14 protein-coding genes are annotated in these 15686 nt (G+C 41.8%); 3 read left to right on the top strand and 11 right to left on the bottom strand.

From position 1 onward, the window contains the following. Nucleotides 1–84: 84 nt before the first annotated feature. Entirely contained in the window at nt 85–1023 is a 939-nt protein-coding gene (locus tag J7I93_RS09485) for a magnesium transporter CorA family protein (protein WP_214725602.1), read from the bottom strand. Between the two features lie 210 nt (nt 1024–1233). Here J7I93_RS09485 and J7I93_RS09480 point away from each other — a divergent pair, with 210 nt between their 5' ends. Together J7I93_RS09480 and J7I93_RS09475 are read left to right on the top strand one after the other, a co-directional pair. Continuing rightward, entirely contained in the window at nt 1234–1497 is a 264-nt protein-coding gene (locus tag J7I93_RS09480) for a hypothetical protein (RefSeq protein WP_214725600.1), read from the top strand. Between the two features lie 58 nt (nt 1498–1555). Then, on the top strand, nt 1556–2230 hold the full coding sequence (locus J7I93_RS09475; RefSeq protein WP_214725598.1) for a TrkA C-terminal domain-containing protein: 675 nt from the start codon (nt 1556–1558) through the stop codon (nt 2228–2230). A 116-nt stretch (nt 2231–2346) separates the two neighbouring features. Here J7I93_RS09475 and J7I93_RS09470 read toward each other — a convergent pair whose 3' ends face one another. Further along, nucleotides 2347–3672, bottom strand: a complete 1326-nt coding sequence (locus tag J7I93_RS09470; protein ID WP_214725597.1) for a polysaccharide biosynthesis protein — start codon at nt 3670–3672, stop codon at nt 2347–2349. A 186-nt stretch (nt 3673–3858) separates the two neighbouring features. Between J7I93_RS09470 and J7I93_RS09465 the strand changes: the two genes are divergently transcribed. Then, nucleotides 3859–4311 carry a DUF2269 family protein gene (locus tag J7I93_RS09465; RefSeq protein ID WP_214725595.1) on the top strand — a complete coding sequence of 151 codons (453 nt, stop codon included), beginning with the start codon at nt 3859–3861 and terminating at the stop codon, nt 4309–4311. Between the two features lie 450 nt (nt 4312–4761). Here the strand turns inward: J7I93_RS09465 and J7I93_RS09460 are convergent, their stop codons facing one another. The 9 genes from J7I93_RS09460 to liaF form a co-directional block, all read right to left on the bottom strand. Further along, nucleotides 4762–6129: a YjiH family protein gene (locus J7I93_RS09460; protein WP_214725594.1), complete on the bottom strand. Its 1368-nt coding sequence runs from the start codon at nt 6127–6129 to the stop codon at nt 4762–4764. Between the two features lie 16 nt (nt 6130–6145). Further along, the gene (locus J7I93_RS09455) at nt 6146–7462 is read right to left on the bottom strand and encodes an aspartate aminotransferase family protein (protein ID WP_214725592.1); all 1317 of its coding nucleotides are present in this window, start codon (nt 7460–7462) and stop codon (nt 6146–6148) included. A gap of 86 nt (nt 7463–7548) precedes the next feature. Beyond that, nucleotides 7549–8925 carry a sigma-54 interaction domain-containing protein gene (locus J7I93_RS09450; RefSeq protein ID WP_214725590.1) on the bottom strand — a complete coding sequence of 459 codons (1377 nt, stop codon included), beginning with the start codon at nt 8923–8925 and terminating at the stop codon, nt 7549–7551. Nucleotides 8926–9155: 230 nt separating this feature from the next. Then, entirely contained in the window at nt 9156–11033 is a 1878-nt protein-coding gene (gene abc-f / locus J7I93_RS09445; protein WP_214725588.1) for a ribosomal protection-like ABC-F family protein, read from the bottom strand. A gap of 367 nt (nt 11034–11400) precedes the next feature. Continuing rightward, entirely contained in the window at nt 11401–11550 is a 150-nt protein-coding gene (locus tag J7I93_RS09440) for an RAxF-45 family protein (protein WP_214725587.1), read from the bottom strand. A 209-nt stretch (nt 11551–11759) separates the two neighbouring features. After that, on the bottom strand, nt 11760–12710 hold the full coding sequence (locus J7I93_RS09435) for a cation diffusion facilitator family transporter (protein WP_214725585.1): 951 nt from the start codon (nt 12708–12710) through the stop codon (nt 11760–11762). 130 nt (nt 12711–12840) lie between these two features. Next, nucleotides 12841–13473, bottom strand: coding sequence for a response regulator transcription factor (locus J7I93_RS09430; RefSeq protein ID WP_214725583.1), 633 nt, complete (start codon nt 13471–13473; stop codon nt 12841–12843). Between the two features lie 45 nt (nt 13474–13518). Beyond that, nucleotides 13519–14541: a sensor histidine kinase gene (locus tag J7I93_RS09425; RefSeq protein ID WP_214725580.1), complete on the bottom strand. Its 1023-nt coding sequence runs from the start codon at nt 14539–14541 to the stop codon at nt 13519–13521. Next, nucleotides 14538–15272 (bottom strand): cell wall-active antibiotics response protein LiaF, encoded by a 735-nt coding sequence (gene liaF, locus J7I93_RS09420; protein WP_214725578.1) that lies wholly within the window; start codon nt 15270–15272, stop codon nt 14538–14540. Before liaF ends, J7I93_RS09425 begins: the two co-directional genes overlap by 4 nt. Nucleotides 15273–15686: the final 414 nt, after the last annotated feature.

Here is a 15686-nt window from a genome sequence, read left to right as displayed (position 1 = left end):
TGAGGGAGGAGTGTGACAAAGGCAGCCCCCGCGTCGTACTGCCCGCGTTCGCTGAGTGCCTAAAGGGAAAATTTAAAAGTGCCTTTATTTAAAGAAAGAATCCTTCTTTCTTCCTCGCAAAATATCCCCCATCCATCCTTTTTTAATGAGCATAATGTAAAGAGCTGCTGTAGTCGCAACAATTACGAAGATGGATAAGGGATATCCAATTTTCCAGTCAAGCTCAGGCATATATTTAAAGTTCATGCCCCAAAGTGCTCCCCAAGAAGCAACCGGCGTCATTAAAGTCGTTATGACAGTCAGCGTTTTAACAATTTCGTTTCCCCTGTGCATGGATACCATTTCTTCAAAATTAACCAGATCATCAATTTCCTGCTGATATTCCCTTACAAGCGTATATCCCCTCTCAATTCTCTTGCATGTTCTTTTGAATTCGGCCCCTTCGGTTACATCTTCGCCAAAAGCTTCCTCAATCCCAAGCCTGATTTCTTTAACAGGAATCATTAGATTTTTCCATACTAAAATTTGATGGCGGAGCTGATAGATTTCTTCGAGGCGATTAATATTGTTTTTCTCTTTTATCTTCCAAAGCAAATCGTTTAATCTGACTTCAAACTTATCAATCTTTTGAATGTTATCACTTAGGACCTCACCCAAAATGACAAAAAATCCATCGATCGCATTGTGTGTTTGTTCCATTTTTTTTAATAGCAAAGAGTTATCGGATTGAATAACAGCGGAATCAAAGTTTACGGTTATTAGAAAGTCTCTCGTTAAAAAATAGTGAAATAAACTGTTCTCATGCTGCTCTTTTATTGTCTGCTGATAGATGAGCGAGCCGCTTATATACTCTTTTTCCCGCACAGTAGTATCCATTTCCATTACATTTGTTTTATTCTCTGTCGTTTTTTCAGCCCACTTCTGTAATGCATCTTTAAAATCCGGGGCTTTTTCACATTCTATTTCATTAGTATGGTCATAGCGATGCCACTTCCAATTATGCTCACTGTATTCTTTTTTCATCTCCATCTTCCTTTCCAGCTGGAGCCTTTCTCTTCTTATTTAATAATTACATGTTTCCCCTCTCCCCTCCTCATTAAAACCTTGCAAAAGGAGTAATTATTTCTTGATCTGGAAACAATGTTTAAATAAAAAATGTTTTCATTTAAACAGGCCGGGTAAATGTAGAGTAAGAAATACAAATTTCTATATTTAAAGAGGAGGAGCATAATAATGAATTCTCGTCCGTTAAATCCATATGTACTAGCAGGTGTCGGAATTACAAGTATTTTATTATTGACCAGCAAGAACAATCGTAACAAGGTACAGTCCCTTGCCGTTAAAATGAAAGGCATGATTCCTGACCGTTTCCTTAATGATACAGTGCCAACAGAAAAGCTTGGTCACCCTGACCCCCATAATATTGAAGACAATAAAATGGTTGATGAAGGTTCCATGTATTCAGTTCAATACTATAATGAGACAGTACAGCAATGACCTAAGGACTAGCTTCCTTAGGTTTTTTATATAATTCAAAATAATCGGAGGAATAGAGATGGGTGTGCTTTTTATCCTGATTTACTTGGGAATTGTTCTGGCTGTGATCGAAATAAATACGCTGCTTTTTACTTATACCGGGCTGGATAAGCATATTGCACGATTTCAGGTTATCTCTATGCTGACAGGTACAGGATTTACAACAGGAGAGTCGGAACTGATCATTGATCACCCCATTCGCAGGAGAGTCGGTGCCTTTTTAATTTTGTTCGGTGCCTTTTCTTTGGCCGTGATCATTTCGGCCATCAGCAATCTGCTTTCAGATGAGTTTTACACGACAAAAATTTCAATCGTAGCCGTCGTACTCATTATTATTATTTTCATTCTAAGAATGCCTTACATAAGAAAGTTTCTATCCGAAAAGCTTGAACATGAACTGGAAGAGCACTACGACTTTCGGGATTTGCCGATCAGGGAAGCCTTGCTCACAGATGAAAGCGATCATATTTTGGATTATTTTATAGACAAGTCTTCCGGTTTCATTGGCAAAGAACTCAGAAATATTATTGAGGAGGATGAAGATATCCTTGTTCTCTACATCCAAAGAGGTGATTTGAAAATCAGGAAAAAGCGGCTGGTCACAAAAGTCCAAGAAGGAGATCATGTTATTTTATATGGAGATGAAGAAGCAATTGAAGGAAAGTTCGGTCCAAAAGAAGATAGACAGAAATAAAGCATCTTCTGCTAACAGGAAGATGCTTACTTTGCTGCTTTCCGATGGGCCGCATAGCCAATTCTATCCTGCCATTCCTCCCATCAATAAATATTTTCTCTATTTTATCCGTTTTTTCAGTTAAACTGTTTGGCAGGCGAGAGAAAAAGGGTTAGGCCGATTTTCCGGCAAACCGTTACATAATGCATCATGGTGAGCAAAACAGCCCCAGTGTTCATCCCCATGATGATCCCGTCCATTTGCAGGCTGTGCATTGAACCCAGGAGGAACATCGCTGTAAAAGAAACTATCGTTGACCAGACTGAATGATAAAAGGCGTCTTTCATGAGACCCAATCCGATCAAATAGGCCTGCATCGGAATAATGAAAAAATGCAGCAGAAAGAATGGCCACAGCATCTGCAAATAAACGGCTGCATCGGTTGAATGGAAAAATACATCCGTAAGCGGTCTTGCAAAAAAGTAGAATAATGCTACGGAAGGAATACCATATAAGAACGTTACAAAGAACACCTGCTGAAGGAGACGCCGCAGTTCCTCCAAATTTTTTTCTGCATACTCTTTCGATACAGTCGGAATCAGCATGATCAAAAATGAGTGGGCAATAAATGATGGAAAAAAGCCGATGGTCATCGCTACACCAGCAAGCATCCCAAAATGCTCCGTGGCCACTTCCCCTGGTACGCCTGCTTTTAAAAGAGCTCCTTTTATCAAGAAGGGCTGAACAGCATGTGTCAGTGCGTGGAATACTCTAAGCGCTGTAGTAGGAACAGAGACAGAGATTAAATTTTGCCGTACACTTTTCCCGCTAAGGATTTCAGATGGCTCCTTTTTGACACGCTGATACTGAATAATAAACATATGAAGCAAATAAAGGAAGACAACGATCTCGCTCCCTATGAATGTACAAAAGGCGATAAAGACTGCCGTATCCGTATCGAATTGAAAGGCCTGATACAGCACGACCAGCAATAGAAGCTGAACAGACTTTCGCAGGAAATTTGAGGCTGCAATTTTCCCCATTTGATGCTTGCCCATAAAAAAGCCCCGGGCTATTGAGGAAAAAGACACAATCGGAATAAATCCAATGACCGTCCACCTTAGCAGAGGATGATATTCATTAAAAACAGAGACAAATGGAATAATTGCTGCCGCAAGCGGCATCAGTATAGCCGTAAAGATGATGGTCAGCTTAATGACATGATTAAGCATGCTTCTGTGATATTTTTTATCCTTCTCGGCAATAAATTTGGATATGGATATCGGAAGCTCAAAGCTTGCTAAAAGGACGATCAGGAAAATGGTCGGCAAAATGGACATATACATGCCGAGCCCTCTCTCTCCAAGTTCCCTGGCAAGGACCATATTCACGACAAACTCTATACACTCGCTGGCAAAGGCTGCCAGCGCAAGCAAAACAACTCCCTTGAAGAATTTACTCATTGCGCCTCTCCTTATACATTGCAGATTCTATATAAGATATGAGACATGTCTCCATAATATTTTGCCAAATTAAATCTCTCCCTAAAAAAGTTCCTTATAGGTATTTATCACTATACGGTTTTATTATATTATTATTATACATATAGTAATATGTATCCATTAAATCCGTATTTTAGGAGGAGAAAAATGAGCATTTATAGTTTTTTAGTCCTTATCCATGTCGTTGCCGCAGTGGTCGGCCTCGGCGCCAGCTTTGCCATGCCCGTTGTAATGAAAAGCCCTGCTACAGCAGGACAGGCAAAGTATTCATTAAATCTGAACAGCAAAATTGAGACCTTTGCCAAAGTCGGGAGCATCATTTTGCTGATTACCGGGCTTGTTCTGGGCATTTTGAACACTGCTCTGTTTACACAAGCCTGGTATATTGCCAGCATCGCAATCTACATAGGTGTACAATTTATTGTTGCAGGCATCATGCCTAAAAAGATTAAATCCATGGCTGAAATCATGGAAAACCATAAAGGCGATGATATCCCTGATCCTTACACCAAACTGAATCAGGAGCTGCGCCCTTATAACGCAATCATTCATACTGCAGCGGTTGTACTGATTGTGTTAATGTCATTAAAGCCGTTTTAAATAGGCTGTTTACGCAAACTTTGTTGCTATTTAAACAAGTAGTGATGAGGAGTGGTCGATTTCCGCTCCAGGATGCTCAGCGAACGAGGGGTGGGCGCTGAGCATCCTCGGTGCGCTGCACCTGTGGGGTCTCACCTGTCCCACTCCTCCCGCAGAACTTTGAATAAGCTTCCTTGAAAAACACCGCACGAAGGAAATGCGATAGTATTTTGGAGGAGTCTCGTACCTTACGCTCCAATCAACCAACCTTATTTTCAATTTTTCTATTCACAAATCTATTCAAACACAACAATCATTTAGAAAAAGCATTACTTTAAAAAGTGATATGCAAAAGTGAAAGGAGGCCGGCAATGCCGGCCTCCTTTTCTATTACGCACTGTTATACTTAACTGTTGGTTTTGGCTCCATCAGCAGAGTGCCAAAACTAACAATGAGCTCTAACAGACCCTATTAAAAGACAAAAAGATGCGCAATTAAAACAATGATTGGTAAAGTGATAATGGTTCTTTCAATAAAAATAATAAATAAATCTGTAAAGCTTAATGGAATATTCGAGCGCAGAATCAAAATGCCTATTTCGGACATATAGACTAATTGTGTTAGAGAAAGACCTGCCACTACGAATCTTGTTAACTCGCTTTCAATTCCGCTTCCGATGACAGCCGGCAGGAACATGTCAGCAAAACCAACTAGCATCGTTTGGGCTGCTGCACCTGCTTCAGGCAATTGCATAAATTCCAGAACCGGAATCAGCGGATACGAGATAATTTGAAAGACTGGGGTATACTCAGCAATAATCAAGGCTGCGGCTCCCAGGCTCATAACCAGTGGGATTAGCCCCATCCAAATGTCCAATACGGTTTCCACTCCATTGAATAAAAGCTTCTTCGGACCTGGAGCATTTTTGGCTTTTTCAATAGCTTGGTGCCAGCCCCACTTAACATTTGACACCCCTTCCGGAATGGTTTCATCGATTTGCTGGCCCACCGGTTCATGATAAGTGTCAGGCTTCCGGGATAGCGGAGGAATTCTCGGCATAATCAATGCAGCCACAACGCATGCTGCCGAGACTGTTAAGTAAAAAGGAATGAATAAATGACCAAGCCCCACAACATTTGCTACTACCAGGCTGAAAGCAACAGAAGCGATAGAAAACGTGGTTGCGATAACCGCCGCCTCTCTTTTTGAATAAAATCCTTCATCATATTGCTTTGTTGTTACTAATACCCCTACTGTTCCTGCGCCCATCCAGGACGCCAGACAGTCGATTGAAGAACGGCCCGGCAAAGTAAACAGGGGTCTCATGAATTTTTGAACAAGCGCCCCAATAAACTCCATTAAGCCAAACTCAACTAATAGCGGAAGAAGTATTCCCGCAAATAAAAACCATGTTAAAAGAACAGGAGCCAGATCGTACAGGACGACTCCACCTGTATTCCTGGACCAAATAAATTCTGGACCTGCTTCCAAAATGGTCATTAAACCAACTGCGAAGCCAAGTATTCTCATAATTAAACCGAATTTTCCGGTATCAAACAATCCTTTAAGAAATTTGTTATCCATAATCAGCGATGGCTTAAAAACTTTCGTAATAATAGAAACACCAGCGGATAAACCGAGAATAAAAATAATAAATGCAGGCATCTGCTCACTAAATGTATGACTTAATAAGGATGCCAGAATGCCAACACCAATCGTAACATCTCCTTGAAACTTAACCGGAACCAGGAATAATAGCGTTCCAATTAACGAAGGAATAATAAACTTCCAATATTCACCTGTGACTGCTTGTGGTTTGACTCTTGTCTCAGCCTTCATTCTCAATCCCCCTTTTTTATTTGGCAACAACAGCTTTATGCTCTGTCAGCGCTTCATCCAAAACTTTTAGACCTAGGTCAATTTGCTCTTTTGTCACGATCAGCGGCGGAATCATCCGAATAACCTCACCTGAATTTCCGCATAAGTAGAAAAGTACCCCTTTATCCAGTGAGGAATTCAGAATATCCATTACCGCATTTCCATCAGGCTTCCCCGTGTGCGGATCAATGATTTCAATGCCAATCATCAGCCCCAAACCTCTTACACTCCCTACAGCGGGGTGCTTTGCTTTTAGTTCATGGAGTTTCTTTAACGCATAATTCCCCATTTGTGTCGCGTTTTCCAATAGATCCTCCGTTTTCAAAACTTCAAGAGAGGCTAAAGCTGCAGAGCATGCAATTGGATTTCCCCCAAAGGTTGTTCCATGGGCACCCAACGGCCATTTCTCCATTAATTCTTTAGATGCTACAGTTGCGCTTAATGGAAGACCGGCAGCAATTCCCTTTGCAATTGCCATAATATCCGGAGTGACGCCAAATGCCTGTGCCGCAAACCATTCCCCAGTCCGTCCGAAGCCGGTTTGCACTTCGTCAAAAATCAGTAAAATTCCATGCTGATCACAAATTTCCCTGATTTTTTTCATCCAATTTTTCGGTGGAATGATATAGCCGCCTTCTCCAAGGACCGGTTCAATAATCATGCAGGCTACTTCTTCAGGGTCAACCTGATGCTTGAACAATGTTTCAACGTCCTTTTCCAGTTTCCTTGGGAAGTACTCCTCAGGGTCTTCTCCATATGGGCAATCCTTTTCATTGGCATATGGCAGCTGATAGGTCAGCCAGGATGGCTGCTGGTGCTTCCGGTATTTGCTCTTGGATGTGGAAACACTTAATGCCCCCATTGACCGCCCATGGAAACAGCCGGTGAAGGATACCACATAAGGTCTTTTTGAAACATACTTTGCCAGCTTAATGGCTCCTTCGATTGCCTCGGTTCCACTGTTCGCAAAGAAAAAGCAATCCAGGTTTCCCGGCGTGATTTTTCCTAGTTCTTCTGCGAGTCTAAGTATCGATTCATAGATGATGACCCCTGATGGTCCGTGAACCAAATGATCCGCGCTGTCCTTGATGGCCTGTACAACTTTTGGATGGCGGTGGCCAACATTTTCAACTGCAATACCTGATGTAAAGTCCAAATACTCCCTGCCATCCACTCCGTAGTAATAGCAGCCTTCCGCTTTGACTACAGGCAAATTCGGATGGTCTTTCGCCATGCTTGGCGCTAATAAATTCGAGATATTTCCAACAAGATGACTCCAATTTTCTCCGTTCATACTATCCCCTCCTGAATCATGCATGGATGTAAAATCTTATAATTTCTCTGTTAATCTTTAATGCAATATTCATGCCAAAGTATGTATTAACAATCATATTTTTTTAATTTTCTTACTACGGAGGGCTGACTGATGCCCAAGGCGCCTGCTATTTCAGTCGTCGTTCGATAGCATTTCCTTGCATTGATTAACACTTTTTTCTCGACTTCCTCCAGTATGGAAGGCAACGGCAGTCCTTCGAGATGCATAAAATCGTCTCTCTTCTCTTGTATGTGATATTCATAAGGCAAGTCTTCTTTTGTGATAACCGAATTCCTGCTTGTAACAATTAGCCGCTCCATTAGATTTTCAAGTTCCCTTACATTTCCCTTCCACTCCAGCTGCAGCAAGTGGTCAACCAATGCCTTGTCCAGTTCCCGTGCACGATTATGGCGTTTTGAAATGGCATGGAGAAAATAATGAATCAGAGCAAATAAATCTTCCTGCCTTTCTCTTAATGGCGGTATCTTCAGAGGCACGACATTCAGGCGAAAGAATAAGTCCTGCCTGAATTCCTTCGTCTGGACCGCTTTCTCAAGATCCTTATTTGTGGCAGCAAGCAAGCGAAAATCTGCATTTACAGGCTTGGTTCCCCCAACTCTATAAAACTTCTTATCTTGTATGAATTTCAGAAGCTTTGCCTGCAGATGGGCTGACAGCTCGCCAATCTCGTCGAGAAAAAGCGTGCCTCCCTTTGCCATTTCAGCAAACCCCATTTTCCCTTTATTTTTAGCACCTGTAAAAGCCCCCCCTTCATAGCCAAAAAACTCAGCTTCAAAGATAGACTCCGGAATGGCACTGCAATTAACTTCAATAAAAGGACCGTCCTTGCGTATGCTATTTTGATGGATCCATTTAGCAAGAGCTGATTTTCCAACCCCTGACTCCCCTAAGAGCAGGACTGTAACATCCACATCTCTAATCCTTCTTATCGTTTCAGCAATATTTTGCATGGGCTGGCTATCTGCAATGATTCCATCCATTTTGTTGCTTTTATTGCGCAGAAGATCCAGTTCGCTCTTTACCCTCGCCATTTCTTCTTCCACACTATTCAGGTATTCTTTTATAACGAGCAGTTCTGAAACATCATAAGAATAACTGACAATATGATCGATTTTCCCGGCTTCATTAAATACTGGAATGCCCGTCACCAGTATCTTTTTTCCTGATCCAGCCTTCTGTACTAAAATGACTTTCTTCTTTTGCTTTAATACTTCAGGGGTTATAGCAGGCTTAAAAACTCCTTTTCTCTCAAGCTCATAAACTGATTCTCCGAGCAGCGATTCCGGCTCAACTCCATAATGGCTGCCGCTTCCTTTACTGACTTTTATAATTATGCCGTCTGAATTGGTCACCATAATATCTTCTTCCATTGAAGAAATAACTTCTTTTTCATTATTCCAGTCCATAAAAAAGCTGTTCATTTGTATTCCCCCTACAATTATTCAATTGTGAATAATAGAAATACCAATAAAAACCTAATCCAAAGAAGCAAGTTGCACTATTTTATTCAGATTTAAATAATTATTCAGATTTGTATAACACTATACAATATTTGTAGAACAATGGGAAGGTGTCTTCGTGAATTTTTTATAAAAATACATTTTTTTGTATTAAAAAAGAAGGCTAATCATCTGTTAGCCTTCTTTACCCTTTATAAAACAGCATCTAATTTTCCGTATAGTACCTCCCTTTGCACTTCTAATTCTTCTTTTTTGTCATAAAGGAATTGCAGCTTTTCCAAATCGGTTTCCGTTTCCAATGATTTCTCTAATTTTAGGAGAGAGGACTCGAGATTTTCAATCTCCATTTCCAGTTCCTCGGGTAATGGCTCTTTCTCTCCTTTTAAAGGAAGATCATCTTTTTTTGCCTTTATCAAAACTGGCATCTCTATTGCCACTTTCCACTTATCCTCCATCTTTTTTCTCGCACGATTATAATTCCCTTCAAAAAAATGGACTTCCTGCTGGTCAATCCAATAGATTTTGCTAAACAAACGATTAATAAAATAGCGGTCATGGGAGACAGCCAAAATGGTTCCCGAGAAGTCATCCAATGCCTCTTCCAATACCTCTCTTGATTCGATATCCAGATGATTGGTTGGCTCATCGAGAATAAGAAAGTTAATATCCCGATGCATCAGCTGAGCCAGGCGAAGCCTCATTCTTTCACCTCCGCTCAAGCTTGATACCTTGCGGAAAACGGTATGGCCATAGAAAAGGAAACCAGCCAGAATATGGCGTGCATCCCCCTCTGTTACAGATAATTCCTCCCTAAAGGCATCAATCACTGTTTGATCAGTGTTATCTGAGAATACATGCTGAGACAGGTAGCCTATTTTAAGATTGCTTCCGCATCTGACTTCACCTGTATCCGCTTCAATTTCTTTAAGGATCATCTTTACCAAAGTCGATTTTCCCGTCCCATTGTCCCCGACAATAGCGGTCCGGTCCTGAAATTGGATATGCATGCTGATGTTCCGGAATAGTATTTGTCTGCCAAAGGACTTGCTTATCTCCTTCATCACTACTACATCTTTTCCGCTTCGATCGGCAGCATCAAGATCGACATTCATCTTTTTGCGGTTCAGCACAGGGCGGTCCAGTTTTTCCATGCGCTGGAGTGCTTTTTCCATGCTGCTTGCCCGCTTATGAAGGCCAGCATTGGGAGGATTGGATTGGTTGGCCCATTCTCTCAGCCTTTTAATGGCTTCCTTCATTTTCTTTATTTTCTTTTGCTGTTCTTCATATTGCTGAAACTCTCTTAACAGCCTTTCTTCTTTCTCTTTTACAAAGCCGGAGTAATTTGTCAGGTATAGAGTGATTTCCCCATCTTCCAGATCAAGAATTTTGCCAACAGTCTCATCCAAAAAATACCGGTCATGTGAGATCAGGACGACTGTTCCTTCGTACCCCTTTATAAAGTCAGCCAGCCATTCTACTGCCTTGATATCCAGGTGATTGGTCGGTTCATCCAGAAGAAGCAGATTCGGGCTCCTAAGAAGCATGTGGCCTAGGCACACTTTTGTTTTTTCGCCTCCGCTTAGACTGGTGAAGTCTTTATCAAGCAAGCTTCCTATATTAAGTCCATTGGAAATGCGGTCAATCTGGCTATCGATTTCATAACCGTTTTTCAGCGCGAATTGATCCTGAAGCTCTCCATATTCACCGATCAGTTTATTTAATCGATCTGGATGGGGTTCACTAGCCATTTGCTGCTCCATATGCTTCATTTTAGTTTCCATTTGTAGCAAATCGGCAAAAGCTTTTTTTAAAACTTCAATAGACTTGATGTCTGCAGGATAGTCAGGTATCTGTGCCAGGTAGCCAATCTCGCATCCCTTTCTCCAATGTATCTGTCCTTTATCCGGCACCTCAGCACCTGCAAGCAGTTTGAACAATGTCGTTTTTCCGCTTCCATTCCTGCCTGTTAAACCGATCCGGTCTTTTTCATGGATTTCAAATGATATATTTTCAAAGACATGGCTGCCCCCATACATTTTTCCAATTTGCTGTACACTGCATGCGATCATAATCATTTCCTCCAAATTTTTTAATGACTGTTTTTTAACAAGTTGTGAGGAGTGGTTGATTTCCGCTCCAGGTTGCTCGCTTTCCGCGGGGCGGGCGGTGAGCCTCCCGCTGGACGTTGAATCAGCACCCTTGAATCAACACCGCACGAAGGAAATGCGAATGCATTTTCGAGGATCTCGCACCTTCCGCTCCAATCAACCAACCTTATTTTTAAAAATTTTTTTATCACAAAATCTATTAGAATAGACCCTTTAAATTAAACGCAAAAAAGACCATAGGAAAGCATGCTCCTATGGCCTTGCTAGAGATCCAATTAAAAAGGAGAGCTTGAAGAAGCCCACCTTTCACCGCTGTATTCTAGAGTGGCTAAAGAGATGTTCTCACTGTTTTGTTTTTACTATGAAATTTGCTAAAAAAGGGCATACTTATCCCGTTAAAAGCAAAACCATGAAAAATTGCACGGTAAATAGTAAGGAATTCAATCCATTCACCACGTGCCAAAACAGCTCCAATCATCCCTTCTCCACCTCCATTTCCAATAAGTTAGTTTTATTTTAATATTTCTTCAATTCAAAAGCAATGGGCATGTACCTAAGTTTCCATCATCTTTTTAATGACAATATATTAGCGGGAGCATGAACATCAATTGTATTTACAATCGGCTTGATCATTTCTTTTCGCTACAGCAAGAAGGAAGCCCGCACTGCAAGGCTTCCTTTTCTTTATTATTTCCACGTTTGAATTTGGTCTGTTTCCAATATTCCAATGGTCACATCACTTATATCCGGATCATCGAGCAATTTATTTCTTACGCCAATTTTAATATCATCAGCCACCGCAAGGGTCAGGCCTTCAACTAGCTCGATATAGCCCTCCACATGGTATCTTCTTCCCTCTTGGATAAGCCTCAGCTGTTTGATATCCACAACATCAGGGTCATCAAGAATAATTTTGGCAATTCGGTCTTCAATATCTTTTGGTGCAGCAACACCGATCAGGCCTAATGTGTTCTCAAAACCGATTTTGATGGCGATTCCAACCAGCAGTAGCCCAATCAAAAGGGTTCCGACTCCATCGAGAAAATATAAGCCGGTAAAGTGGGCTATCACAATGGATACCAGGGCAAGGAGTGCACCAAAGGTAGCAATGATATCTTCATAAAAAACAAGCCGTGTTGGAGGAGTGGCAAGCCCGACATTTTTAAATGCAATAGCCACTACTTCCATGCCTTTGGCCGGAGTTCTGGTTTCATGGGCAATTTCCTTCATTGCCTTTACTAAAATAAAACCATCTACCAAAACCGCCAGGACCATAACGCCCACATTAAGCCAGAGATCGGTCGATTCTTTCGGATGCTGAATCAGCTCCCATCCCTTATGTATGGTTTCGTAGGCCATTATGGAAATAACAATAACCGCTATCAGAACAAATAGGTTAATGACCCTCCCAAATCCGGTGGGAAACCTTTTGGTTGGTTCCTTTTCAGCAAGAGCACTGCCAAAGAAGACAAATCCCTGGTTCAGGGCATCTGCCAGGGAGTGAAGGGTTGTGGCAAGCATAGCCCCGCTCCCGCTTATCATGGCCGCTACCCCTTTGGCAATCGTTAATGCCGTATTTCCGAGAGCCGCCATCCCGGAAGATTTATTCCCTTTTTTTAGTAAAGCTATAACTGACATTTTATCACCGCCAAATTCTTTGTTTGTTTTATTGTTACCCACCTGCACTGTATCTGAATCATGAATTTTTCCATTACGGCTATTAGCGCAAAATAAAAAAGAGCTAACAGATCATTAGCTCTTTCAACTTCTATTTTACCAGCGAGTGCTTGAAGGCATAGATAACAGCCTGCGTCCTGTCCTGGACCTGCAGCTTGCTTAAGATGTTGCTTACATGTGTTTTGACTGTTTTTAAGGCAATGAAAAGTTCGTCAGCGATTTCCTGGTTCGTTTTGCCTTCTGTCATTAACAGAAGAATTTCCATCTCACGACTGGTCAGCTCTTCATGGGGCTGATGCTGGTTTTTCTGCCTCATTTTCACCATCATTTTGCCGGTCACTTCCGGCTCCAGCACGGATTGGCCATGGTGAGTGGAACGGACTGCATCCGCGATCTCACTTGCTTTGGAGGTTTTAAGCATATAGCTTGTAGCCCCTGCTTCAAGTGCCGGATACACTTTTTCATCATCCAGGAAGCTTGTCACAATAATGATCTTTGCTTCTGGCCATTGCTCGATGATATTCCTTGTTGCCTCGATTCCGTCCATTTCTTTCATCACCAGATCCATTAAAATAATATCCGGCCGCAATTCAAGTGCCATCTCAATAGCCGTTTTCCCGTTATCCGCTTCTCCTATGACTTCAATATCCGGCTGTGCCGTCAGATATGAAGACACTCCGATCCGAACCATTTCATGGTCATCGACAAATAAAACTTTAATCATTGGCCTCACCCTCTGCATTTAGTCTTGCCTCTTAGCAGACATTTTTTACATAATTGGAACTTTCACCTCAAGTCGTGTTCCTTTATCTTTCACACTGATGATTTTCATGCTCCCGCCGACTTCGGCTGCCCGTTCGTACATATTTTGCAGCCCGTAGGATCCGGCCTTTGTTGCGTCAACATCAAATCCGACTCCGTCATCTGCCACACGGAGTATGGCATAATCATCCCTTTGAATAAGCAGCACTTCCAGATTATGCGATTTCGCATGGCGGAGTGTATTGGAAACAGCTTCCTGGAGGATTCGGAACAAGTGGTCCTCCACCCCTTTATCAAGCGGAAAATTTTCCACCTTCCAATCAATCTCAAGCGCTACTTTTTGAAGCAATTCAACAAGCAATTCTTCAATTCCTTCTTGAAGCGTTTTTCCTTTCAGTGCAGCCGGACGTAAATGCAGCAGAAGAGCCCGCATTTCAAGCTGGGATTGGTGGATCATTTCTTCTACCATTTTCAGCTGCTTGGCCTGCCTGCCTGCCTGGTCCTGCTGGGTTTCATTTATGGCGGACATCATCATGGATGCTGCAAAAAGCTGCTGGCTGACTGAATCGTGAAGCTCTCGGGCCAGCCTGTTCCGTTCCTGAGAAATGATTTCCTGCATTCTGCCTTCAATATCCTCAGCTTTTTCATTTGCAAGCTTTTGAGAAATTTTTGCCTGATCAGCAATATGCTTTTGAATTTTCCCCACCCTGCCGGCAATGGACTGCAGTTCTTTGCCTGTATTCAGTTCGTCAGCATCCAGCTGACGCCCTTCCTCAACCTGATGAAGAAGGCTATCAACCGTCTGAAGCTTCCGGCGCCAATATAAGCCTGACATGAATCCAAAAATCAGGCCGATCGCCAGGCTGACGCTTGGCACGAAGATAATAAACGGAATATCCAGTACCTCTGTCTCCCATAAATCACCCCAATCAGGAATGGGAAACATTGTGAAAAAGGAAGCCGTCAGGACAGCAAGAATCAGGAGGGACATGCTGGCCCCCCAAACAATTTGCCGCTGGATGATACTCATACGCGCTTCACCTCTATATCGCCTACCAGCAGTGAGGTGAAGATCTTGATGCGCTGTCCCGATTTATCATAGCCTGGTGTCTGAAGCTGCAGTGTTTGGTTAAAAAGCTTTGATTCTTCATATTCAAATATTCTTGCAGCACCGACAATGGCTGAATGGCTGGCACTTACTTCCACATCGTAAGGAACAAGCACCTTTACATTGCCGATAAAGTTTCGGATAAAAATGACGGTTTCTCCCTTTGGAAGTACGGTATAACTTAAGTCAATGACAGAATCGCCAATGCCTGTCTGTATATTAATATCATTCCATTCATACACTTGCTCAGGCGTTGTCTGCTGGCCAACAAATATATTGGAAAAAAGCGGATCTTTTTTAATGACCGTTTCTTTTTGAAGATTAACACTTGGTTCTTTAATCTCCGGCCTGATTTGTTTCGGGTCCTTTTTGGATTGCGCAAACTGAATCAGCAGATGAATCAAAATAGCCAGCAGGAAAAATTTTAACGTCATCATGCTAAAAATATTGATGAGCAGAAAAATTAACCCCAGCCAGAAAAGCCATTTTCCAGAGGTTCGCGGCATCCACTTTCTTCCAATATACACCATTCCAATTGGAACAAGAAGAGAGAAAATCACTCCCCTATTAAAAAAGGCAATTTCCACAAAGAGGACGACAATGCCCACCATTACGATCCAGCTTAAATAATCGCTTTTTATTTTATAGTTCATGAGGCATCCCTCCTTCTGCATATTGGAATGATCAGTTAAGCCCAAGGCGCCTGCTTATCGGCGACTTTATAAGCTCAACCGATGACGCCTGAAACCAGACAGTTATCTAAGTTCAGAAATTTAACTTATAAAAATAAGGCCGAAAAGGCGCAGCATCCCTACGCCTTTTTAGAATACCATTTTTTGTTCATAAAATAGAATGAGTTTTTGGTTTTCACGAGAAAAAAGAGACTGTACGGAGGATTAAGTGAGCCATACGGTCTTTTTTTAAAACAATTAGTTTATTTACAGGCAGGATTTTTAATTTGGTTTAATGTTTATCTTGCACGTTTTTAAATAGCTTTTTCGCAAAGTTTGTTGCCTGCAAACTAGTTTTAATTACTGAGTTGATTGGAGCGGAAGGCACTTGATCCT

Source organism: Bacillus sp. ISL-47, assembly GCF_018613175.1.
Classification (GTDB): Bacteria; Bacillota; Bacilli; order Bacillales; family Cytobacillaceae; genus Cytobacillus.
Note: the sequence above shows the minus strand (reverse complement) of the source record. Positions and strands in the feature narration are given on the sequence as shown.